Genomic DNA, 22,145 nt, shown 5'->3' on the forward strand with positions numbered 1-22,145 from the left:
GAAGGGCGTGGCATGTCCGAAGAGCCAAGGGTGCGGACCGCGGAGGGGCTCGTTGTGGGGCGCCGATGTGGAGGGCATGCGGTGTTCCGCGGCATTCCCTATGCTCGGCCGCCGGTCGGGGCGCTGCGGTTCCAGGCGCCTGTGCCGGTCGTGAAGTGGGACGGGGCGCGGCCCGCGACCGAGTTCGGACCCGTCGTGCCGCAGGCGGGGCCGACGGCCGAGAGCTCGGTCGGGAACGACGAGTGGCTCACGCTCAACGTCAGCACCCCGGCCCTCGGGACGTCCGGGCTGCCCGTGCTCGTGTGGATCCACGGCGGCGCCTATATCGCGGGGGCCTCCAGCGATCCGATGTACGACCCCGCGGCGCTGACCGGCGCGGGCCTGGTCGTGGTGAGCATCAACTACCGGGTGGCGGCCGAGGGGTTCGCCCTTGTCGAGGGCGCCCCGGCCAATCGCGGGTTCCTCGACCAGATCGCGGCCTTGGAATGGGTGCGGCGCAACATCGCCGCTTTCGGCGGAGACCCTGACCAGGTCACGGTGGCGGGGCAGTCCGCCGGGGCGGGGTCGATCGCTGCCCTCATGACGATGAAGCAGGCGCACGGGTTGTTCCGCAGGGCCATCGTGCACTCGGTTCCGGGAACGCTGTGCACCCGCGCGTTGGCGGAAGAGGTCGCCGACGCGCTCGCGGGCCGGGTCGGTGCGGCGCGTGACGTTGAGGCCCTGTCCGGCGTCGACCCCTCGCTCCTGGCCGGCGAGCTGACCGCTCTGGGCGCCGACCTCGCCGGGCACCGCGAGAGATGGGGACGGCTCGCGCAGACCGGTGTCGCCGTGGGCCCGGTGCTCGACGGCGCGGTGCTCACCGAACCGCCCTGGACGGCGCTGGCCGGTGGCCGTACGGGCGGGATCGAGATCCTCGCCGGCCACACCCGCGACGAGTTCCGGCTGTTCAGCGTCATGATGGGGCGGCTGGGCACCTTCACTGAGGACGAGGCCCGTACGGCCCTGGAGCTGTTCGCCCCGGCACCGGACGGCGCGGGCGCCTACCGTGCCGCCTATGCGCGGGCCACCCCTGAAGAACTGATCGAACTGGTGTACTCCGACGCCCTCTTCCGGATGCCCACACTGCGGCTGGCCGAGGCGAACCGGGCGGCCGGAGGCACGTCGTTCCTCTTCGAGCTGCGGCTGGCGGCCCCGGCGTCCGGTGGAGTCCTGGGCGCCTGCCACAGCCTCGACGTCCCCCTGGCGTTCGGCACGTTGGACAGCCCTGCGGGCCTGCACCTCTTCGGCGAACGGCCGACGCCGGAGGTCTCGGCGGTGTCCCGGGAATTGCAGCGGGCGTGGGTCAGCTTCGCCAAGACGGGCGCCCCCGGGTGGCCGGCCCACGGGCCCGAGGGGCGGCTGACTCGCGTCCTGGACGCCGAGTCGACGACCATGCCTTACCCGGAAGAGGTCTCTCGCCGGATCTGGGAGGGGCACGACCCGACGCCCTTCGACCTCACGTAGACGAGTCGCGCGGGCGGAAATTCAGTGCAGGGCTTCGCGGAGGGCTGCCGCCACCTGGTGCTGGTGGGCTTCTGTCAGGTGGGGGTGCATGGGAAGGGAGAGGATTTCGGCGGCGGCCTTTTCGGCCGCCGGGAAGTCGCCTCGGGCGTGGCCGAGGTGGCGGAACGCCGGGGTGAGGTGCACCGGGTCCGGATAGTGGATGCCGCAGCCGATGCCGGCGTCGTTGAGGGCGGCGAGGACGCGGTCGCGGTCGGGGACGCGGATGACGTACAGGTGCCAGACGTGCTCGCCCGGGGGCGGCTGCGGGGGGAGGACGACTCCTGGGACGTCGGCCAGGAGTTCGGCGTAGCGGGCGGCGGCGGTCTGGCGGCGGGCGTTCCAGGTTTCCAGGCGGCGGAGCTTGGCGCGCAGGACCACCGCCTGGAGGGTGTCGAGGCGGGAGTTGAAGCCCAGGGTCTCGTGGTGGTACTTGCGTTCGCTGCCGTGGTTGGCGAGCAGGCGCACGGAACGGGCCAGGTCCGGTGAGGCGGTGACGACGGCGCCCGCGTCGCCGTAGGCGCCGAGGTTCTTGCCCGGGTAGAAGCTGGTGGCGGCGATGGCGCCGAACGTCCGGCGGCCGTCGCGTTCGGCGCCCTGGGACTGGGCGGCGTCCTCGACGACGGGGACGCCCGCGTGGAGGAGGAGGTCCATGGGGGCGAGGCGGCCGAAGAGGTGGACGGGGACGATCGCGGCGGTGGACGCGCCGACGGCCTGGAGGGCGGCGAGCGGGTCCATCAGGAGGGTGCCGGGGTCCGGGTCGACCAGGACGGGGCGCGCGCCGGCGCGGGCGACGGCTTCGGCGGTGGCGACGAACGTGTTGGCGGGGAGGACGACTTCGCTGCCGGGGCCGACGCCGACGGCGCGCAGGGCGAGTTCGAGCGCGTCGGTGCCGTTGCCGAGGCCGACGCAGTGCGCGGTACGGCAGAACGCGGCGTACTCGCGCTCGAACTCCGCCACGTCGGGGCCCTGCACGAAAGCCGTGCCCGCCAGGACGCGGTCGAAGCCCTCCCGCACCTCGGCGTCCACCTCGGCGTGCGCGGCGGCCAGGTCGACGAAGGGGATCATCCGGAACCTCCAGGGGAACGTAGGCGGCGGGCGGGGTTCCCGGCCCACACCTCGCCGGGCGGGACGTCCTCCAGGACGACCGCGCCCATGCCGACCAGGGCGCCCGCGCCGACCGTGACGCCCTCGCGGACGAGGGCCCCCGCGCCGACGTACGCGCCCGCGCCGACGCGGACGCTCCCGCCGAGGCGTACGCCGGACGCGATCGTGGCGAAGTCCTCGATCACGTCGTCGTGGGTGAGGGTCGTGTGCGGCATGACCGCGACGTGCGCGCCGACGGTGACGGAGGCGGTGAGGACGGTTCCGGCGAGGACCACCGTGCCGGGGCCGAGCGCGCAGGACTCCGCCGTCCACGCGGTGGGGTGGACGAGCGTCGCGTAGCGGGACGCGGGCAGGGCGAGCCGGGCGACGATGCGGGCGCGGCTGGCGTAGTCGCGGGGGCTGCCGGTGCAGACGACGACGTCGGCGTCCGAACGGGTCGCGTCCTCGGGCGGGCCGAGCACGGGCACGCCGTCCACGAGGGTCCCGCGGCGGGACGTTCCGTCCTCCAGGAAGCCCGCCAACCGGCGGCCCGGCAGGGCGCGGACGAGCTGCGCGGTCTCGCGGGCGAAGCCGCCCGCGCCGACGATCAGCAGGTCAGGCATCCGCGCCCTCCATGGTCCTGAGCCCGCGCAGGGCGTCGCGCATCCGGTACGAGAGCGCCGCGACGGCGGCGAGGGTGAGCGCGCCGGCGACGCCGAGCGCGATGACGTCGAGGGAGATGAGCCGTCCGGCCCCCGCGGCGGCGGCGCCGGTCGCGGCGGCGACGAGGGCGGCGGGGGCGACGCGGGCCGCGAGCCGTACGGGGGCGATGCCCTCCCGGCGCAGCTCCCACAGGTAGCAGGGCAGGACGAGGAGGGCGGCGACGGCGACGTGCGCCAGGCCGACCCCGGCGAGGCCGTCGAGCTTCGCGCCCGCGATCAGGGACGGGACGAGGACGACCAGCCAGAGGAGCTGGACGGTGAACACCACGCGGGTGCGGGCGAGCACCACGAAGTAGTCGTAGAACAGCTCGAACAGCACCCGGAAACCGCCGAGTACCGCGAGCCAGAGCAGGGCGGTGGCGGCCGGTTCCCACGACGCCCCGTACACGAACCGGATCAGGGGCTTCGCCGCGCCGCTGAGCAGGAGGCAGACGGGGAGGGTGATCCCGGCGAGGAGCCCGGCGGACGACAGGAACGCGCGGCGCATCGCGGGCGGGTCGTGCTGGAGCCGGGCGAACGCGGCGGGCGCGACGTTGCGGACCGGCTGGGAGAACATCGTGACCGGCCAGTTCGACAGGTTGAACGCGAGGACGAAGAAGCCGAGCGCGGTCGGGCCGAGGAGGTTGCCGACGATGAGCTGGTCGGCGTTCGCGACGGCGAACACGACGACGCTCGACCCGGCGAGCGGGATCCCGAAGCGCAGCAGGTCGCGGGCCTTGCCGCGGTCGAAGCCGAAGCGCAGCGGCTCCGGCGAGTACAGCACGAACAGCACGCCGGACGCGGCGGCCCCGGCGAGGCGTCCGGCGGCGAGGCTCATCGCGCCCATGCCGGTGGCGGCGAGGCCGATCGAGACCAGCGCGCCGCCCCAGGTGTTGACCTGGTCGGCGATCATCTTGCGGTCCTGCCGGAACGCGCGCTGGAGCAGCGTGTTGGGGACCGCGACGACCCCGCTGACCAGCACGTTCAACGTGAGCACGCGGATCACGCCGGTGGACTGCGGGGAGCCCATCGCGGCGGCGAACGGCGGCGCGGCGAGGAAGCAGCCCGCGTAGACCAGGGCGCTGGAGACGACGGACACGGTCGCGACGGTCGGCGCGATCTCGCGGGGGTCGCCGGGCCAGCGGACGATGGCGAGGCTGACGCCGAGCTCGTTGAAGCTGAGCACGGCGAGCAGCGCGACCATCGCGACGGCGAACGCGCCGAACTCGTGCGGGCCGAGGAGCCGGGCGAGGGCGATGCCGATGGCGAGGGTGCCGAGCCGTCCGACGGCGGTGTTGAGGAAGCTCCATCCGAGCGCCCGCGACGCCTTGCGGTAGAGGGTCCCGTCGCCCGTCATGCGGGCTTCCGCGGGGCGACGGCGTTGAAGTCGTCCCGGGCGGCGGTGCCCCGGAGGCGCTGCCAGCGGCGCGCGACCTTGTAGGCGAGGACGCCGCCCGCGCTGGCCAGGGCGTCCCGGCGGGCGGGCGCGCCGCTCGCCGCGAGGGCCTCCCGGTAGATCGTCTCCTGGACGCGGGCGGCGCGCTCCAGGCTGAACCGTTCGACGACGAGGCGCCGCCCGTAGTCGCCGAGCTCCTTGCGGCGGCCGGGCTCGCGGGCCAGCTCGCGCAGCGCGCCCTCCAGCGCGGCGGCGCCCGTTCCGCCGACGCCGTACCAGCCCTGGCCGAGGAACGTGCCGCTCGACTCGGGCGTGAGCAGCTCGAAGAAGCCGCGCTCGCCCTGCACGATCAGCGGGCGGCCGAACGCGAGGGCGCGCAGCGCCGAGCCGCCCATGCCGAGCGCGATCGACGCGGCGGCGTAGGCGGGGCGCGGGTCGTCCAGGGGGCCGGTGACGACGACGGTGCGGCGGCCGGCGCGCTCGTTCGCGGCGGCGGCCCGCGCCTCGACCTCGCCGCGGGACGGGCCGTCGCCGACGATCACGAGCCGGAGCGGCAGCTCGGCGGACAGCCGCGACACGACCTCGATGGCGGTGAGGATGCCCTCCAGCTTCAGCTCGGGGACGAGGCGGCTCACCACGACGACGTCGAGCGCGTCGCCGGTCAGGTCGAACCGCTCCCGGAAGCCGTCCGCCGGGTGGTCGGGGCGTTGGCGGCGACGTCCACGGGCGGCTCGATGAGGTGCACCGCGCCGGGCCGCCCGCCGCGCCGTTCGAGAACGGTCCGGCGGATCTCCTCGGTGCCGACGACGAGCGGGAGGGCGGGCGGGAGGAACGGCGCGACCGACATCGACATCACCGTGCAGACGGCCGCCGCGCCGCGCCGCCCGCGCATCGCGTGGAACGCCTCGATCCCGGGCGGCCACTCGTACCCGTGGACGACGTCGAAGCCGCGCCGTTCGGCGAGGCCGCGCAGCAGCCGGACGGTGGACGGGGACGGGCGGCGGCGGTCCGCGGGGAGGGGGACGTGCTCGATCCCGGCCGCCGTGACGCGTTCGACGAGGGGGCCGGGCTCGCTGACGACCGCGACCTCGTGGCCGAGGCCGCGGACGGCGGCGGCCAGTTCGACGGCGTTGAGCTGGCTGCCGCCGATCTCCATCGCGTGCGGGTAGACCAGGATCCTCATCGGGCCGCCGCGACGACCTCGACGACGCGTTCCTGCTGGACGGGCGTCATCTCGTGGAACAGCGGCAGGATCAGCGACCGGCTCGTGAACACCTCGGTGGCCGGGAGGTCGGCGCGCACGCCCTCGTAGGCGGGCTCGCGGTGCGCGGCCATGATCCCGCGCCGCGCCGAGATCCCCGCGTCGAACAGCCCGCGCAGCAGCGCGTCCCGGCCGACCGGGTAGCCGTCGGGCAGCAGGATCCAGAACGACTGGTAGTTGGTCTCGCCGCAGTCGGGGTCGGCGGCGGTGAGGACGCCGGGCACCTCGCCGAGCAGCTTGCGGTAGCGGGCGGCGAGCTCGCGGCGGCGCGCGACGACGGCGTCCAGGCGGCGGAGCTGGACGAGGCCGAGCGCCGCCTGGAGGTCGGTCATCCGGTAGTTGTAGCCGGTCTCGGCGTACTCCTCGATGATCACCCCGGCGGCGGCGTGCCGTTCGGCGGCGCTGACGCTCATCGCGTGCTCGCGCAGCCGCCGCGCCCGGACGGCCCACTCCTCGCGGCCGGTGGTGAGCATGCCGCCCTCGCCGGTGGTGAGGAGCTTGCGCGGGTGGAACGACCAGGCGGAGATCTCGGCGCCCGCGCCCGCCGGGCGGCCCCGGTACGTCGAGCCCGCGGCGCACGCGGCGTCCTCCACCACGGTGATGCCGCGCGGGTCGCAGACCGCGCGGACGGCGTCGAGGTCCACCGGGACGCCGCCCTGGTCGACCGCGATGACGGCCCTCGTCCGCGTGGTGAGGACGGCCTCGACCGTCTCGGGCGTGAGGTTGCCGGTGGCGAGGTCGATGTCGGCGAAGACCGGCGCGGCGCCGACGTAGCGGACGGCGTTGGCGGTCGCGATGAACGACAGCGAGGGCACCACGACCTCGTCGCCCGCGCCGACGCCCGCCAGCAGCAGCGCCAGGTGCAGGGCGGTCGTGCACGAGCTGGTCGCGACGCCGTGCGCCGCCGCCATCCGCGCCGCGAACGACGCCTCGAACTCGGCGACGCGCGGGCCCTGCGCCACCCATCCGGAGCGGACGACGTCCGCGACGGCGGCGGCCTCCTCCTCGCCCAGCACGGGCTTGATCACCGGTATCAACGGGCGTCTCCCTCGGATCGAGCGGGCGGAACGGATGGTACGGGCGGTACGGGCGGTGCCGCGGGGTCGGGCGGGACGGATGCCCCGGGCAGGTCGAGCAGGGCCGCGAGCGCGCGGGCGCGGCCGTCCCAGCCGTGCCGCCGGGCGAACGCGCGGCGGCGCGCGGCGAGTCCGGGCGACGGGCGGGCGGCGAGCTCCTCCCCCACCGCCTTGGCGAACGCGTCGGGCGACGCCTCGGAGCGGATCAGGTCGGCGCCGTCGCCGTCCGCGCGCAGCCACGCCGTCGCGGGCAGCGGCGTCGCGACGGCCCCGCGCCCGGCGGCGAGGTATTCGAGGGTCTTCAGCGGGAAGCTGGCCTCGTTGAACCCGCCCGCCGCGTACGGGGTGAGGCCGACGGTGATCGCGCGCAGGTAGCCGGGCAGCTCGCCGAACGGCTTCGCGCCGACCCACGTGACGCCGGGCCGGGCGGTGAGCGCGGCGAAGCGGGCCCGGTCGCCGCCACCCTTCGCGCCGCCCGCGAGCGCGCCGACGATGAGCAGCGGATGCCCGGCGTCCGCGACGGCCTCCAGCAGGCCGAGGTCGATGCGGGCGTTGACGTGCCCGACGAAGCCCGCCGCCGGGCGGTCGAAGCGGGGCACGTCGTCCGGCCAGGGCGCCTCGTCCACGCCGGTGTACGCCTCGGGCGCGCAGCCGTTCGGGATGAACGCCGCGTCCCGGCCGCGCGTCCGGAACCGTTCGCACAGGGCGGGCGAGACGGCGGCGACCGCGTCGGCGCGCGCCAGGTGGCCGGCCTCGGCCGCCTCCAGCCTGCGGCGCGGCAGGCCGAGCAGCTCGGCTCCCGCGACCAGGTCGTCGGTGGCGAAGTAGACGGTGCGGGCGCCGGGCACCGTGCCGAGCAGGTCGCCGGGGACGGTCACGACGACGCCGTCCACGCGCTCCCCGATCGCCGCGGCGGCGCGCCGCGCCTTGCGCCGCATCAGCGCCGCGGTCACGTGGTGCATGCCCGGCCGGTGCGCGCCCGGCAGGACGCGCGGGGTCAGCCGCCACAGCCGCTCGTTCTCCCGGCCGAGCTCGGGCTGCCGCCGCGACTCGGCCAGGTGGGCGTGCACGAACCGGGTCAGCGGCGACACGGGCTGCTCGACGAACAGCACGGGCGCGAGCCGGCCGAGCGCGTCGGCGAGGTGCCGGTCGGTCCCCGGGCGCCCGTGGTAGCGGGTGCCGGCGAAGTAGACGATCACCGTTCGGCACGCCACCAGGCGACGAGGCGGCGCAGGCCCTCGTCCAGGCCGATCTCGGGCTTCCAGCCGAGCCGGTCGCGGGCGGCGGAGATGTCGGCGAGGCGGCGGGTGACGCCGTTCACCGCGCGCGGCGGGCCGAACTCCACGCCGAGGCCGTCGGCGTCCATGGCCCGCAGCAGCGCCTCGGCGAGGCCCCGCAGGCTCGTCTCCTCGCAGTTGCCGATGTTGAAGACCTCGTCGGTGGCGTCGCCGTCGGCGGCGAGGAGGTTGGCGCGGGCGATGTCCTCGGTGTAGACGAAGTCCATCGTCTGGAGGCCGTCGCCGAGGATCAGCGGCGGCTCGCCGTTCGCGATCCGCTCCATCCAGCGGATCAGCACCTCGGTGTAGAGGCCGTGGATGTCCATCCGGGGCCCGTACACGTTGAAGTAGCGCAGCGCGACGTAGTCGAGGCCGCGCATCGCGTGGAAGCTGCGCAGCATCCCCTCGTTGAACGTCTTGGCCGCGCCGTAGAACGTGTCGTTGTCGTACGGATGGTGGTCCTCGCGCGTCGGGAACTCCGTCGCCAGCCCGTACACCGACGCCGACGACGCGGCGACGACCTTGCGGACGCCGAGGTCGGCGGCGGCCTCGACCACCTCGTACGTGCCGTCCACGAGGACCTGGAGGGCGAGCCTCGGCTCCTCGGCGCACTGGGTGATGCGGATCGCGGCCTGGTGGAACACCACGTCCATGCCGTCCGTCACCGACCGCACGAGCGCCCGGTCGCGGATGTCGCCCTCCACCAGCCGGACCCGCGCGTCGGCGAGCGCGGCGGCGAGGTTCGCGCGCCGCCCCCGGACGAGGTTGTCGAGCACCACCACCTCGGCGGCGCCCGCCGCCAGGAGCTGGTCCACGATCGTCGAGCCGATCGTGCCCGCGCCGCCCGTGACGAGGCAGCGGCCACCCTTGATCATTCGTTCTCCCCGATGTCGACGGTCTCCCTGGCTCCGCCCGCGGCGGCGCTGCGCGTCGCGGCCTCCAGCAGGCGGACGACCCGCAGCCCGGCCCGCCCGTCGGTGAGGGCCGGGCGGCCCGCCGCGATCGCGGCGGCGAACTCGGCCATCACCCCGCGCAGCGCCTCCTGCTCGGGCAGCGCGGGGACGAGCACGTCCCCGACGCGGTACGAGATGAGCGCCTCGCGCCGTTCCTCCCGGCCGAGCGACCCGGCGTACGCGAGGTCCACGCCCCGGTCGTGCACCGAGACGCGCTGGCTCGGGTTGAGGTCGTCCCACACGATCGTGCGGCGCGACCCGCCGATCACCGTCGTGCGGATCTTGGTCGGGCTGAGCCAGTTCACGTGCGCGTGCGCGAGCGCGCCGGTGGACAGCCAGATCGACAGGTACGCCACGCAGGAGCGGCCCGCGTCGATCGGGTCGCTGCCGTGCGCGGAGACCGCGACCGGGCGGGCGTCCGGCGGCAGCACGAAGTCCAGGATCGACAGGTCGTGCGGCGCGAGGTCCCACAGCACGTCCACGTCCGGCTGGACGAGCCCGAGATTGATCCGGACCGAGTCCACGAACTGGACCTCGCCGATCTCCCCGCCGCGCACCAGCTCGCGGATCTTCCGGACGGCCGGGGTGTAGCAGTAGGTGTGGTCGCACATCAGCACGAGCCCGGACCGCTCGGCGAGCGCCACGAGCTTCGCCGCCTCGCCCGACGAGGGGGTGAGCGGCTTCTCCACGAGCACGTGCTTGCCCGCCTCCAGCGCGGCCCGCACCAGGTCGAAGTGCGTGGCGGCGGGCGTCGCGACCGCCACCGCCCCGACCGCCGGATCGTTCAGCACCGCCTCGAACGAGCCGGTCACGCGGACGGTGGTGTAGCCGCCGAGGACGGCGCGGGCGCGCTCCTCGTCCAGGTCGCACAGCCATTCCAGCCGCAGCGCGGGGGTGGCCTGCGCGTTGCGGACGAGGTTCGGGCCCCAGTAGCCCGCGCCGACCACGGCGAGCCCGGTCGGCGCGGGCGGGGCCGCCGGGCGTGCCGATCCCGGGGGACGGCCGCGGCGGCGTGGCCGGTCGTCGGGTTCATGGTGTCTCCTCGAACATCACGTCGACCCAGTAGTTGGAGGTGCTCGGGCTGGTGGGGAAGCCGCCGCCGTAGGCGTAGACGCCGTTCGGGCCGTCCTCGCCGTTCCGCAGGGCGTGCAGCGGCGGGCTGTCCACGCCCGCCGAGGCGAACGCGCCGTTGCTGACGGAGTAGTGGCCGTTCGGCGCCGTGTACGAGACGACGTAGGTCGTGGCGGCGTCGATCGCGACGGGCGTGGAGAACCTGGCCTCCTGCCAGCCCCCGGCGGTCTCACCGGTGAACGTGACGGACGCGAGGGGCGTCCCGTCCGACCGGTAGAGCCTCCCGACGTGCGCGCCGGTGTTGCCCGGGCCCTTGTAGAACCGGACGCCGGTGACCTTGCCGGCCTTGTCGCTGCGGAACTTCAGGCCGACCTCGACGGACGCGCCGTCGTCCACGTCGGGGGTGCCGGGCTCCGCCTCGTTCGTCCAGATGGTGGAGGTGCCCGCCGGGATCTGCTTCGCCGTCCGGAACGACCAGGTGTAGGGGTTGGCGAGGGGGTTGCCCGCCGCGTCCTTCACGCCCTGCACCCGCACGGTGTACGGGGTGTCCCACGGCAGCGCCGCCGCCGGGGTGAACGCGGCGGTGCGGGACGCGGCGTCGTAGCCGACGGCCCCCGCGACCTGCGTCCCGCCCGGCCCGGTGACGGTCAGGTCGACCGTGGCGGGCTGCACCGGCTCGTCGAACGTCACGGCGGGCCGCACCGCGCGCGGCGCGCTGGACGTCCCGTTCGCCGGGGACACGGCCGCGACGGTCGGCGGCTTCGAGTCGCCCGGCTGCGCGGTGGAGAAGACCGGGTCCACCCAGTAGTTGGCGCCGTTGTAGGTGCTGTTGGGGAACACGGTCCCCGCGCCGTACCGGTAGACGCCGTTGCCGCCCGGGGCGTCCTTGGCGAGCCCGTGCAGCGGCGCGTTGTCGATCGCGGCGGTGAAGTAGCCGCCGTCTGCGGAGTAGTGGCCGTTCGGCGCGTGGTAGGACGCGACGTACGTCGTGGCGTCGGTGACCGGGACGGGCGCGGAGAACGTGAGCGTCTGCCATCCGGACGCCGACTCGCCGGTGAACGTGCCGGTCGCGAGCTTCGCGCCGTCCCCCTGGCGCCACAGCGTCCCGGTGTGCGTGCCGGTGTTGCCGGGGCCCTTGTAGAACCGGACGCCCGTCACCCAGCCCGGCGCGTCGGTCGTGAACTTGACGCCGACCTCGACCGACTGGCCGTCGGAGTCGGCCTCCGTCCCGGGCCGCGCGTCGCTGGCGAACAGCGTGCACGGGCACTGCCCGCCGGTCGTGAACGACGACGTCGCGGTGCCCTGCATCGCGTTGCCCGCCGCGTCGACCGCGCCGCTCACCGCGACCGTGAGCCGCGTCGCGGCGGGCAGCGGCGAGGACGGCGTGAACGTCAGGACGCGGCGCGCGCTGTCGAGCGACGCGGTGCCCGCGACCGGCGCGGAGCCGTTCGTCACCGCGATCGACGGGCCGCTCTCCCGGACCGGCTCGCTGAACGTGACCCGGACCGGCGTCCGCGCGGGGACGCTCGTCGCGCCGTCCGACGGGCTGGCGGAGGCGACCTTCGGCGGCGTGTTGTCGGGCGGCAGCGTGAACACCACGTCCACCCAGTAGTTCGCCGCGCCCCAGCTCTGGTCGGGGAACGACCGCGCGCCGTACTTGTAGACGCCGTTGCCGGCGCCGGTCGTGTTGCCGAGCGCCTTCAGCGGCGGGTTCTCGACGGGCGCGCTGAGGCCGCCGTTCGTCGCCGAGTACCAGCCCTTGGTCGTGTGGTACGAGGCGACGTAGGGCGTTCCGGCGGTGACGGCGACCGGCTGGGAGAACGTGACCTCCTGCCACCCGAGCGTCGACTCCCCGGAGAACGTCGCGGTCGCGAGCTCCTGGCCGTTGCCGCCCCACAGCGTTCCGACGTGCGGGCCGTCGTTGTTGCGTCCCTTGTAGAACCGGACGCCCTTGACGAACCCGTCGGCGTCGGGCGTGAACCGCACGCCGAGCTCGGTCTCCTTCGGGTCGCTGACGCTCTCGACCTCGGGAGCGGTGTCGTCGGTCCAGATGCTGCACGGGCAGGTGCCCGGCGGGGGCGGCGCCTTCGCCGTCCGGAACCCGTAGGAGTACGCCGCCATCGCGTTGCCCGCGTCGTCCTCCGCGCCGGTGACGGTGGCGGTGAGCTGCGCGTTGCTCGGCAGCGGGCTCGACGGCGCGAACGTCACGACCGTCCGGCCGGAGTCGAGCGCGGCGGTGCCGGGGATCGTCGTCGCGCCGTTCTTCAGCGTGAACGACGGCGTGCCCGCCCGCACCGGCTCGCTGAACGTCACGGTCGGCCTGGCGGAGGTCTTCACGCTGGACGACCCGGTGTAGGGGGTCGCGTCGATGACGGTCGGCGCCTGCGTGTCCGGCGGCTTCACCGTCGCGAACAGCACGTCCACCCAGTAGTTGCCGCCCTGGTAGGTGCTGGACGGGAATCCGGGGCTACCCGACCGGTACACGCCGTTCGGGGCCTCCGGGCTGGTCTGCGGCGCCGTCAGCGGCGGGTTGACCAGCGGGGACCGCGCGAAGTACTGGGCGTCGGCCGCGTAGTGCCCGTTCGGTGCGTAGTAGGACACGACGTACGTCGCGCCGGGCTGCACCTGCACGGCCGTCCCGAAGCTCGCCTGCTGCCAGCCGCCCGCGGTCTCGCCGGTGAACGTCGTCGTCGCGAGCTTCGCGCCGTCCGACTGCCGCCACAGCGTGCCGGTGTGCGTGCCGGTGTTGCCGGGCCCCTTGTAGAACCGGACGCCGGTCACCCAGCCGCCCGTGCTCGCGGTGAACTTCACGCCGACCTCGGTGCCGGTCGTGTCCGCGTCGGCCGCCTTGACCGGCACGGCCGAGTCGCCGAACAGCCGGCACGGGCACTTGACGTCCACGGTCACGCCGGCGCCGGGCGCCTCGATGTTGCCGCTGTCGTCCACGGCCCGCGACCGCAGCACGGTCGGCCCGCTGCCCGCCGCGTCCCACGTGTACGACCAGGACGCGCGGCCGTTCGCCGGATGCCACGTCGCGCCGTTGTCGGTGGAGACCTCGACGCCCCCGACCTGCCCGCCGCCCGTGTCGGACGCCGTCCCCGAGATCGTGGTCCGGCCGCCGTTGCCGAGGCTCGTGCCCCCGGCGGGCGAGGTGATCCGCGACGTCGGCGCGGCCGTGTCGGTGGACTTCGCCGCGGCGGCGAGGTCGCTCTGCCGGGTGGCGGGCTGGTGCCCCATGTCGGCGAGCAGGTTGACCGTCGCCTGCCGCATCGCCGCGTCGGCGCTCTCCGGCGCGTCGCCGTTGCCGTCGTGGTCGGGGTCCAGGCCCCACGACCACTGGACGGTCCCGGCCCCGAAGACGAGCGCGCCGCTCGGCGCCCTGTACATGGTCAGGCTGTGCGTGGCCGTGCCCGGCTCGACGTCCGGGCCGTACGCGACGAGCTTCTCGGGGACCTGCGCGGTCGTGGACGACATGCGGAACAGGCCCGCGGGTCTCGCCCCGTTGTCGAGGTCCTCGTCCCACTCGTACCCGACGGTCTGGTCGGCCAGGGTCGCGGTGGCGCCGGGCGCCTGGTTCGCGACGCTCGTGCCGCGCCAGAAGCGCATCCTCCCGTCCGCCGCCGGGACCTTCAGCGCGACGCCGCAGCAGTTGACCGTGAAGATCGTCCCGGTGAGGCTGTTCTCCGGCCGGCCGGCCTCGGGCGGCGCCAGGAACCTCGGGTCGCGCCAGATGCCGGTCCACGAGCCCGTCGGGTCGGTCTTGGCGTTGGCGGTCGACTCCTTGTAGACGACCAGCGTGCGGTACGGCGAGCCGTCCGAGGCGTTCTCCCAGCGGGTCTTCCAGTACACCTCGTTGCCGCTGAAGAACGCGAGGTTGACGCCCGCGTCGCGGGCCGCCTCGACGTTCTCGCGCTCGCCCCGCGACCAGTACTCGTCGTGCCCGACCGACAGGAACGTGCGGTGGTTGCGCAGCAGCGCGCCGTCGCGGTCCACGTCCTGCGTCGCGAGGTAGGTGAGGTCGTAGCCGTTCGCCTCCAGGAACCGGATCATCGGGTACTCGTTGGCGAACACGAAGTCGCGGCCCCACGGGGTGTTCTCGCGCGTGGTGAACGGCCGGTTGTAGCTGACCTTGACGGCCCGGCCCTCGGCGACGCCGCTCGTGCCGTGGTAGAGGCTGTTGCCGCCCCACTGGTTGTACGCCTGCCAGGTCGTGTCGGAGGTCTTGACGACCATGCCCGAGCGGCTGGACTCGTCGCGGACGACGAACATGACGTGGTTGTCGTCGCTCGTCCCGTCGGTGCGGGAGATGTGCGCGAAGTAGACGCCCGACACCGCGTTCGACGGGACGGTCCAGCTCGCCGACACGCCCCAGGAGCCGCAGTCCACCAGGCCGGTCGTGGAGTCGCTGGCGCACGGCGGCTGGCGCTGCGGCAGCGCCGCCGACGGCGTCGCGGAGCCGATCTTGCGGGCGCCGCGGCCGCCGTAGTAGCCCATCCGGTAGACGTCGATCGCGTAGCCGCGGGCCGGAGTGTTGATCTTGAACTGGACGGTGCCGCCGACGTTCACGCTGAACTGCGCGGCGTAGCCCTCGATCGTCTGCCCGCCGCCGTCGATCTTCTCCCACTCCGACTTCGGCGCGCCCGTCTTGGTGTTCTCGCACGCCACCGGGTTGCCGCCCGCGTCGCAGGGCCCGACCGCGCCGTTCGCCGCGGGCGCGGCGAAGGACGACAGCGCGCCCGCCAGCAGCACCGCCGCCGTCAGCAGCGCGAACAGCGCCGTCCTCCTCAGGCGCGCGGGCGCAGCGGACATGGCCGACCCCCAGTTCGTTTGCACGGAGCGGGCCGCCCGCGCCTTTCGCGCAGGGCTCGGCCCCGTCCCCGCCGGCCACAGCGAAAACAACCCGAACTATAGAGACGTGATAACGCGAAAGATCCGAAAGTGGCCGGGGGCGGACGGGCCGCGAACCGGCCACATAATTGCGTCAACCGGAGACCCGTTCCAGGCGTCCCTCCCCTTCGACATAAATCTCGCCGGTGCGCGGGCAGCGCCATTTCCCGTCGCCCGCCCGTTCCAGCGGCTCGCCCGCCCGGCCGACCCAGCCGATCCGGCGCGCGGGCGTCCCGACGACGAGCGCGTGGTCCGGCACGTCCGCCGTCACCGTCGCGCCCGCGCCGACCAGCGCCCAGCGGCCGATCGTCCGGCCCGCGACGACGACCGCGCGGGCGCCCACCGACGCGCCCTCCCGCACCGTCACGCCGAGCGCGTCCCAGTCGTCCGGCCGCTTCAGCGCGCCGTCCACGCCGGTCGAGCGCGGGTACAGGTCGTTGGTCAGCACCACCGCCGGGCCGATGAACACCCCGTCCTCCAGCACCGCCGGCTCGTACACCAGGGCGTGGTTCTGGAGCTTGACGCGGTCGCCGATCCGCACGCCGGGCCCGACGTACGCGCCGCGCCCGACGATGCACTCCCCGCCGAGCACCGCACCCTCCCTGACCTGCGCGAGATGCCAGACCACCGTGTCCTCGCCGAGCGTCGCGGACGGATCGACGTCGGCTCCCGGGTGGACGCGCGCTGCCGCCATGGCTGCCTCCTGCTGGTCGTCGGATCGGACATACTGCCCGACGTGGTGAGCATCGTGGTCCCCGCGCACGACGAGGCGCGGGTCATCGGGCGGCTGCTGGACGGGCTGCTGGACGGGGCGCGCCCCGGGGAGTTCGAGATCGTCGTCGTGCCGAACGGCTGCACCGACGCGACGGCCGAGGTCGCCGCCCGCTACCCGGTCCGGGTCGTGGAGACGGCCGCGGCGTCCAAGGCCGCCGCGCTGCGCGCCGGGGACGCGGCCGCGACGCGCTTCCCCCGCCTGTACGTGGACGCCGACGTGCAGCTCGGCGCGGACGGCGCGCGGGCCCTCGCGCGTGCGCTGGACGAGCCGGGCGTGCTCGCCGTCGCGCCCGAACGCGACCTGGAGCTGGCCGGTCGCCCGTGGGCCGTCCGGGCGTACTACCGGGTGTGGACGCGGCTGCCCGAGGTGCGGCGCGGCCTGTTCGGGCGCGGCGTCGTCGGGGTCGGCGCGGAGGGGCACCGGCGGCTGCGGGCGCTGCCGCCGGTCATCGCGGACGACCTGGCCGCCTCGCAGGCGTTCGCGCCCGCCGAACGCCGCGTCGTCGCGTCCGCCCGCGTCACCGTCCATCCGCCGCGCACCTGGGGCGACCTGCTGCGACGCAGGGTCCGCGCGGTGCGCGGCACGGGCGAGCTGGAGGCGTCCGACGCCGCCCAGGCCGCCGGGTCCGCGCGCACCGGGACGCGCGACCTGCTGGCGATGGCGCGGCGCGACCCCCGGCTCGTCCCGTCGCTGGCGGTGTTCGCGGCCGTCGCGGTGATCGCTCGGCGGCGCGCCCGGACGGCCGGTACCGGCCAGTGGGAGCGGGACGAGAGCAGCCGTACGTGATCACGCCGTCCAGCCCCCGGTCCACTCGCGGCGCGCCGCCCACAGCGCGCGCCACGCGTCGCCGCCGGTCGTGGCCCTGCCCTGCCGTTCCGGGCGCGCGGTCAGCACCCGCCCGAGCAGCGCGCGGCCGAGCACGCCGAGCATCAGCAGCCGCACGCCGAGCCACCGCGTCCCGCGCGGGAAGTGCCGCCTGACCAGCGTCGCCTTCCCGGTGAACAGCAGGAGCTGCTTGCGCGCCGGGTCGGACGACGCGCCGACCTCGTGCTGGAACACCGCCCGCCCCGTCACGTGCGGCCGGTACCCCGCCGCCGCCGCGCGCAGGCACAGGTCGGCGTCCTCGGCGTACATGAAAAACGCCCGGTCGAACCCGCCGGTCGCCTCCCACGCCTCCCGCGCGACCAGCATGAACCCGCCGGTCACGATGGGAACGCCGCGGATCTCGGTGCCCTCCTCCGACCAGGGCAGCGGCACCTCGGGATCGAACCGGCCGCCGGGGAACGCCGTGCTGAGCAGCGTCGCGAAGCAGAACAGCGACCACAGCGTGGGTCTCCGCCACCACGACCTCGGGTCGTCCGAGCCGTCCGCCCGCACGCAGTGCCCGCCGACGATCCCGGCGCGCGGGACGCTGCGCGCGCAGTCGAGCAGCGCGTCCACGCTGCCGGGCGCGGGCAGCGCGTCGGGGTTGAGGAACAGCAGCCAGCGGCCCCGCGCGACGTCCGCCCCGGCGTGGCAGCCGAACGCGAACCCGCCGTTGCGCCCGCTCTCCAGCACCCGCGCGTCCGGCGCGATCTTCCTGGCCAGGCCCGCGGTGCCGTCGCCGGAGTCGTTGTCCACGACGATGAGCTCCATCGGGACGGCCGGGGCCGCCTCCCGCAGCGCCGCCGCGCACGCCTCGATATGCGCCGCGTTCCGGAAAGTGACCACCACCGCCGACACTCCGTCAACGGCCATTCGCGGATCGTCGTCCGCCTCCCGCAGAAATCCCATGGCAAGCCTTCCCCGTCGTTTTCACCGGATCTAATGTTTCACTAGATTTCCGCTCCGGACCATCGGGCGACTTTCGCAGCAGAGCTGATCATCGAGCACGGGGGAATGGATGTACGGACCGATCGCGCACGTCCTCGGGGCCCGTCCCAACTTCGTCAAGGCCGCGCCGGTGATCGACGCGCTCGCCGCCGACGCGGACCAGGTGACGATCCACACCGGCCAGCACTACGACGCGCGCATGTCGGAGATCTTCTTCGACCAGCTCGGCCTCCCCGAGCCGGACGTCAACCTCGGCGTCGGCTCCGGCTCGCACGCCGCCCAGACGGCCGCGCTGATGGTCGGCCTGGAGCGCGAGTTCCTCGACCGCTCCCCCGCCCTCGCCGTCGTCTACGGCGACGTGAACTCCACCATCGCCGCCGCCCTCGTCGCGGCCAAGCTCGGCGTCCCCGTCGCGCACGTCGAGGCCGGGCTCCGCTCGTTCGACATGACCATGCCCGAGGAGGTCAACCGCAGGCTCACCGACCAGCTCTCCGACCTGTGCCTGGTCACCAGCCCCGAGGCGGTCGGCCACCTGGCCCGCGAGGGCGTCGCCGCCGACCGGATCCACCTGGTCGGCAACCCGATGATCGACACGCTCCTGCGCAACCTCGACCGCTTCGACACGGCCGCTGTCCGCGCGGCCCACGGCCTCCCGGACCGCTACGTCCTCGCGACCGTCCACCGCCCCGCCAACGTCGACGACCCGGACACCGCCCGCGCCCTCGTCCGCGGCCTGCACCAGGTGGCCGAGCAGGCCGACCTGGTCATCCCCCTGCACCCCCGGGGCCGCGCCGTCCTGCACGCCGCCGGCCTCGACGCCCACCCGTCCGTCCGCGTCCTGGACCCCCTCGGCTACCTGGAGTTCATCGCCGCCGTCCGCGGCGCCGCCGCCGTCGTGACCGACTCCGGCGGCCTCCAGGAGGAGACCACGATCCTCGGCGTCCCCTGCCTGACCATCCGCCCCAACACCGAACGCCCCATCACCATCACCCACGGCACCAACCGCCTCGTCTCCGTGGACGAACTCCCGTCCGCCGCCCGCAAGGCCCTCGACGCCGCCCCCACCACCCCCCGCACCCCACCCCTCTGGGACGGCAAAGCCGGCCCCCGCATCGCCGAAGTGATCAGGACCCACCTGTTCCAGTAGGCAACACCCTCCGTAACCGTTTTAGGCCGCCCGCATCTCAGAACCACCTTGCGCCCGGCGCATTGACACCGGATACGTTGCCGCCAGTCAACTCGTGGTGTAGGAGACATCGGTGGTACAGATCCTGGCGGAGTTCGCAGCGTTCAGCGAGGGGGAGCGTGGCTTCCAAAGAGCGCTGCAAGAACTGGAGAGCGCACTCGATGACCTCGAGCGAAAGCTCGCGCATTCCCTCACCGAATGGGAGGGTGACGACCAGAGGGCCTACGCGGCCGCCCGCGCCCGATGGGACGCGGCCGCCCGGGCCATGCACGCGGAACTGGCCCGCCTGCACCAGACGATTGCACGGGCCCACCGGAATTTTCGCAGCTCAAGCAGCACTAACGTACGAATGTGGTCGGCGTGACCCGCGTCAAAATAGACACTGACCTGATTCAGGCGACGGCCGGGAACGTCGCCTCCGGTCAGAACAGAATCGGCTACGCCTGGACCAGCCTCTCCAGCGCCCTTGCCCCTGCCAACGGCATGGCCGGAAACCCCGCCAAAGACAAGTCCGCCGCCGCGTTCATCAACGCCTACACACCGGCCGCCCAAGCCGCATGGCAAGGATTCGCCGCGTTGCACCGCTCCGTCGGCGGCATGTCCCACGGGCTCACCCAGACCGCGAACAACCACACCCGAGCCGACCAGCACTCCGTCATCGGCGGCTTCTCCATGGTCCCGCGGCAACGCGGCTCGTTCCGCGACCAGCTTCTCGGCCACACGGTGTCGGGCCCGTTGAACGTCCCCCCGCCCCCGCCCGCCGCCGGTCCCGGCAAGTCCCCGCCGCACTCCCTCCTGGGCTCCCTGACCGGCATCGAGATCATCGACATCTCCGCGTACTGGCCGACCGGCGATCCCATCGCGCTCACCGACGCCGCCAATGCCTGGCAGAGCGCACAGACCGCCCTCACCGAGACACAAGGCCGCCTCGCCGCCCACGCCCGGACCGTCACGACCCACAGCGACGCCCCCGACATCGACGCCTTCGGCGGCTTCTGGAAGAAGATCTACACCCCCGGCTCCCCCACCACCCTTCTGGAGGGCCTCCCCCAACTGTGCGGCGGCCTCGCCCGCGCCTGCCGCGAGTACGCCACCGCCGTCCAACAAGCCCAGATCCAGACAAGCAGCGCCGCCGGAAACCCCGCCGCCGCCCTAGCCTCCACCGCCGCCCTCCGCGCCAGCCTCGCCGCAGCCGCCACCAAACTCCTCCAAACCGTCACCGTCATCACCGCAGGCGCCCTCGCCGACCACCTGACCACCGCGGTCACCATCGGCACCGCCAACGCCCCCGACCTCCGCATCCTCCAAGCCGATCTGGACGATTCAGTAATACGCGAGTGGGACGACTCCTCAGGCGACCCGGATTCCGAGAACCTTGAGAAGAACGAGAAGAAGATCGCCAAGAAGATGGGGTATACGATCAAAGAGATCAAGGACGCGATTCATGCGGTAAAGGGCGGCACCTCGTGGCGCGGCATAGGCGACAACACCAACCCCGACGTGGTGGTGGACACCGAGACAGGTTACGTGTACCCGCAGACGGCGACCGGAATAGGTGAGAGCAGCATAGGCAACGTCTACGACCACTTGCGTCCCAAGGAATGACAGAGACGGAATGATCATGCTTTACCAGACGACGGACGATCGGAAGATCCTCCGACTTCGAGACGCCAAGGTCCTCGAAGTCAGAGCCGCACCGCGCTTCTTCCTCCGCCTCACCGGCGATGTCGAGTTGGATTTCACCGGCGAGGTCGTGCACACGCTCGGCCCGAGGACACCGGACGCCCATCGTCGCCTGCTCTCGGAATTCTCCCAGCATGAACTGTCGGAGTTGATCTCAGCCGCCCCCGCATCATGGGTCGTATTCAACACCGGAGCCCAACGGATCGTTTTCTCCAACCGCTGGCATCTGACGATGACCCCGAAACCCGGAGACAGTTGGCGACTCGATCTGGGTGACGGCGAGATCCTCACCTACCCGACGAGTTGACACGAAAGACCGATCGAAGAGTGGTCGAGGCCGCAGGGATGTGCCCAGGAGACACCTCTTCAAGGGCCTTGGCGACCTGACACCCTGCTGACGGCTCGGCCGCGCTGAAAACCCGTTGCCCGCCTTCCCGCCCGTCTGCTGCACTACGGGCGGCCATCCGCGACCGAGGAGACGCGATCATGCGAGGAACCCTCATGTCCAACCAGACGGAAACCACCGCCTACGCAGGGGACATGACACTTCGTGCGATCGCTCAACCTCGGAATCCTGGCGCATGTCGACGCGGGTAAGACCAGCCTGACCGAGCGGCTCCTGCACGCCGCCGGAGTGCTCGACGCGGTCGGCAGCGTCGACGCGGGCAGCACCCTCACCGACTCCCTGGAGCTGGAACGCCGCCGGGGCATCACCATCAAGTCCGCTGTCGCCTCGTTCACCGCGAACGGCGTCGCGGTCAACCTGATCGACACGCCCGGCCACCCCGACTTCATCGCGGAGGTCGAACGGGCCCTCGGCGTCCTGGACGGCGCCGTGCTCGTCCTGTCGGCCGTGGAGGGCGTCCAGCCGCAGACCCGCGTCCTGATGCGGACGCTGCGGCGGCTGCGCGTCCCGACCCTGCTGTTCGTCAACAAGATCGACCGCCGGGGCGCCCGCGACGTCCTCGTGACCCGGCTCACCCCGCGAGCGTCGCGCTCGCCTCGGTCACCGGCCTCGGCACCCGCGACGCCGCCGCCGTCCCGTACGGCGCGGACGATCCCGCGTTCACGGCCCGCCTCGCCGACGTCCTCACCCGCCACGACGACGCGCTCCTCGCCGCGTACCTGGACGGCCCGCTCCCGTACGCCCGCCTCCGCACCGAACTCGCCGCGCAGACCCGCCGCGCGCTCGTCCACCCGGTCCTCTTCGGCTCGGCGATCACCGGCGCGGGCGTAGCCCCCCTCATCGACGCCCTCACCGAGCTCCTGCCCGCCGAGCCGGGCGCCCCCGACGCGCCGCCCACCGGCACGGTCTTCAAGGTCGAACGCGGCCCGGCCGGGGAGAAGATCGCCTACGCGCGCCTCTTCACCGGCACCGTCCGCGTCCGGGACCGCCTGCGGTACGGCCGCGACGGCGAGGGCAAGGTCACCGCCCTCACCGT

General features: G+C 73.7%; 19 protein-coding genes. 7 read left to right on the plus strand and 12 right to left on the minus strand.

What is annotated here, in order from left to right:
* Positions 1–12 precede the first annotated feature (12 nt).
* Positions 13–1,503 carry a carboxylesterase/lipase family protein gene (locus GEV43_RS06430; RefSeq protein WP_160819892.1) on the plus strand — a complete coding sequence of 497 codons (1,491 nt, stop codon included), beginning with the start codon at positions 13–15 and terminating at the stop codon, positions 1,501–1,503.
* A 21-nt stretch (positions 1,504–1,524) separates the two neighbouring features.
* Here the strand turns inward: GEV43_RS06430 and GEV43_RS06435 are convergent, their stop codons facing one another.
* The 11 genes from GEV43_RS06435 to GEV43_RS06480 form a co-directional block, all read right to left on the minus strand.
* Positions 1,525–2,607 carry a DegT/DnrJ/EryC1/StrS aminotransferase family protein gene (locus GEV43_RS06435; RefSeq protein WP_160819893.1) on the minus strand — a complete coding sequence of 361 codons (1,083 nt, stop codon included), beginning with the start codon at positions 2,605–2,607 and terminating at the stop codon, positions 1,525–1,527.
* Positions 2,604–3,248, minus strand: a complete 645-nt coding sequence (locus GEV43_RS06440) for a NeuD/PglB/VioB family sugar acetyltransferase (protein WP_160819894.1) — start codon at positions 3,246–3,248, stop codon at positions 2,604–2,606. The genes GEV43_RS06435 and GEV43_RS06440 overlap by 4 nt, the downstream gene beginning before the upstream one ends.
* Entirely contained in the window at positions 3,241–4,683 is a 1,443-nt protein-coding gene (locus GEV43_RS06445; RefSeq protein WP_160819895.1) for a lipopolysaccharide biosynthesis protein, read from the minus strand. The genes GEV43_RS06440 and GEV43_RS06445 overlap by 8 nt, the downstream gene beginning before the upstream one ends.
* Entirely contained in the window at positions 4,680–5,357 is a 678-nt protein-coding gene (locus GEV43_RS47905) for a glycosyltransferase (protein WP_206681080.1), read from the minus strand. The genes GEV43_RS06445 and GEV43_RS47905 overlap by 4 nt, the downstream gene beginning before the upstream one ends.
* 26 nt (positions 5,358–5,383) lie before the next feature.
* Complete coding sequence (locus tag GEV43_RS47910) at positions 5,384–5,905, minus strand: glycosyltransferase family 4 protein (RefSeq protein ID WP_206681081.1); 522 nt, start codon at positions 5,903–5,905, stop codon at positions 5,384–5,386.
* Positions 5,902–7,011: a DegT/DnrJ/EryC1/StrS aminotransferase family protein gene (locus GEV43_RS06455; RefSeq protein ID WP_206681082.1), complete on the minus strand. Its 1,110-nt coding sequence runs from the start codon at positions 7,009–7,011 to the stop codon at positions 5,902–5,904. The genes GEV43_RS47910 and GEV43_RS06455 overlap by 4 nt, the downstream gene beginning before the upstream one ends.
* A 5-nt stretch (positions 7,012–7,016) precedes the next feature.
* Positions 7,017–8,273: a glycosyltransferase gene (locus tag GEV43_RS06460; protein ID WP_160819896.1), complete on the minus strand. Its 1,257-nt coding sequence runs from the start codon at positions 8,271–8,273 to the stop codon at positions 7,017–7,019.
* The gene (locus GEV43_RS06465; RefSeq protein WP_160819897.1) at positions 8,255–9,211 is read right to left on the minus strand and encodes an NAD-dependent epimerase/dehydratase family protein; all 957 of its coding nucleotides are present in this window, start codon (positions 9,209–9,211) and stop codon (positions 8,255–8,257) included. The genes GEV43_RS06460 and GEV43_RS06465 overlap by 19 nt, the downstream gene beginning before the upstream one ends.
* Positions 9,208–10,236 carry a Gfo/Idh/MocA family protein gene (locus GEV43_RS06470; RefSeq protein WP_160819898.1) on the minus strand — a complete coding sequence of 343 codons (1,029 nt, stop codon included), beginning with the start codon at positions 10,234–10,236 and terminating at the stop codon, positions 9,208–9,210. Before GEV43_RS06470 ends, GEV43_RS06465 begins: the two co-directional genes overlap by 4 nt.
* An 82-nt stretch (positions 10,237–10,318) precedes the next feature.
* Positions 10,319–15,169, minus strand: coding sequence for a DUF4082 domain-containing protein (locus tag GEV43_RS06475; RefSeq protein WP_160819899.1), 4,851 nt, complete (start codon positions 15,167–15,169; stop codon positions 10,319–10,321).
* 172 nt (positions 15,170–15,341) lie between these two features.
* Positions 15,342–15,941, minus strand: coding sequence for an acyltransferase (locus GEV43_RS06480; protein WP_160819900.1), 600 nt, complete (start codon positions 15,939–15,941; stop codon positions 15,342–15,344).
* Between the two features lie 42 nt (positions 15,942–15,983).
* Between GEV43_RS06480 and GEV43_RS06485 the strand changes: the two genes are divergently transcribed.
* Entirely contained in the window at positions 15,984–16,808 is an 825-nt protein-coding gene (locus GEV43_RS06485; protein WP_160819901.1) for a glycosyltransferase family 2 protein, read from the plus strand.
* Here the strand turns inward: GEV43_RS06485 and GEV43_RS06490 are convergent, their stop codons facing one another.
* Positions 16,809–17,759, minus strand: coding sequence for a glycosyltransferase family 2 protein (locus tag GEV43_RS06490; RefSeq protein WP_160819902.1), 951 nt, complete (start codon positions 17,757–17,759; stop codon positions 16,809–16,811).
* 145 nt (positions 17,760–17,904) lie between these two features.
* On the opposite strand from GEV43_RS06490, the gene wecB reads away from it, so the two are divergent.
* The 5 genes from wecB to GEV43_RS53645 all read left to right on the plus strand — a co-directional run bounded on the left by wecB (position 17,905) and on the right by GEV43_RS53645 (position 21,940).
* A complete protein-coding gene (wecB, locus tag GEV43_RS06495) occupies positions 17,905–18,981 on the plus strand; it encodes a non-hydrolyzing UDP-N-acetylglucosamine 2-epimerase (RefSeq protein WP_160819903.1) in 1,077 nt (358 codons plus the stop codon).
* 112 nt (positions 18,982–19,093) lie between these two features.
* Complete coding sequence (locus GEV43_RS06500; RefSeq protein WP_160819904.1) at positions 19,094–19,384, plus strand: WXG100 family type VII secretion target; 291 nt, start codon at positions 19,094–19,096, stop codon at positions 19,382–19,384.
* Positions 19,372–20,625 carry a hypothetical protein gene (locus tag GEV43_RS06505; protein WP_160819905.1) on the plus strand — a complete coding sequence of 418 codons (1,254 nt, stop codon included), beginning with the start codon at positions 19,372–19,374 and terminating at the stop codon, positions 20,623–20,625. Before GEV43_RS06500 ends, GEV43_RS06505 begins: the two co-directional genes overlap by 13 nt.
* 10 nt (positions 20,626–20,635) lie before the next feature.
* The gene (locus GEV43_RS06510; RefSeq protein WP_241682808.1) at positions 20,636–21,010 is read left to right on the plus strand and encodes a hypothetical protein; all 375 of its coding nucleotides are present in this window, start codon (positions 20,636–20,638) and stop codon (positions 21,008–21,010) included.
* A 243-nt stretch (positions 21,011–21,253) separates the two neighbouring features.
* Positions 21,254–21,940 carry a GTP-binding protein gene (locus GEV43_RS53645; RefSeq protein WP_309239483.1) on the plus strand — a complete coding sequence of 229 codons (687 nt, stop codon included), beginning with the start codon at positions 21,254–21,256 and terminating at the stop codon, positions 21,938–21,940.
* Positions 21,941–22,145: the final 205 nt, after the last annotated feature.

It is taken from the genome of Actinomadura sp. J1-007, from assembly GCF_009793335.1.
Taxonomy (GTDB): Bacteria; Actinomycetota; Actinomycetes; order Streptosporangiales; family Streptosporangiaceae; genus Spirillospora; species Spirillospora yumaensis.

What these genes read in the sequence shown, in the direction of transcription:
- GEV43_RS06475 (WP_160819899.1), bottom strand. Translation starts at nt 15,169, where the DNA reads ATGTCCGCTGCGCCCGCGCGCCTGAGGAGGACGGCGCTGTTCGCGCTG.
- GEV43_RS06510 (WP_241682808.1), top strand. Translation starts at nt 20,636, where the DNA reads ATGATCATGCTTTACCAGACGACGGACGATCGGAAGATCCTCCGACTT.
- GEV43_RS06465 (WP_160819897.1), bottom strand. Translation starts at nt 9,211, where the DNA reads ATGATCAAGGGTGGCCGCTGCCTCGTCACGGGCGGCGCGGGCACGATC.
- GEV43_RS06430 (WP_160819892.1), top strand. Translation starts at nt 13, where the DNA reads ATGTCCGAAGAGCCAAGGGTGCGGACCGCGGAGGGGCTCGTTGTGGGG.
- GEV43_RS06480 (WP_160819900.1), bottom strand. Translation starts at nt 15,941, where the DNA reads ATGGCGGCAGCGCGCGTCCACCCGGGAGCCGACGTCGATCCGTCCGCG.
- GEV43_RS06490 (WP_160819902.1), bottom strand. Translation starts at nt 17,759, where the DNA reads ATGGCCGTTGACGGAGTGTCGGCGGTGGTGGTCACTTTCCGGAACGCG.
- GEV43_RS47910 (WP_206681081.1), bottom strand. Translation starts at nt 5,905, where the DNA reads ATGAGGATCCTGGTCTACCCGCACGCGATGGAGATCGGCGGCAGCCAG.
- wecB (WP_160819903.1), top strand. Translation starts at nt 17,905, where the DNA reads ATGTACGGACCGATCGCGCACGTCCTCGGGGCCCGTCCCAACTTCGTC.
- GEV43_RS06435 (WP_160819893.1), bottom strand. Translation starts at nt 2,607, where the DNA reads ATGATCCCCTTCGTCGACCTGGCCGCCGCGCACGCCGAGGTGGACGCC.
- GEV43_RS06445 (WP_160819895.1), bottom strand. Translation starts at nt 4,683, where the DNA reads ATGACGGGCGACGGGACCCTCTACCGCAAGGCGTCGCGGGCGCTCGGA.
- GEV43_RS06440 (WP_160819894.1), bottom strand. Translation starts at nt 3,248, where the DNA reads ATGCCTGACCTGCTGATCGTCGGCGCGGGCGGCTTCGCCCGCGAGACC.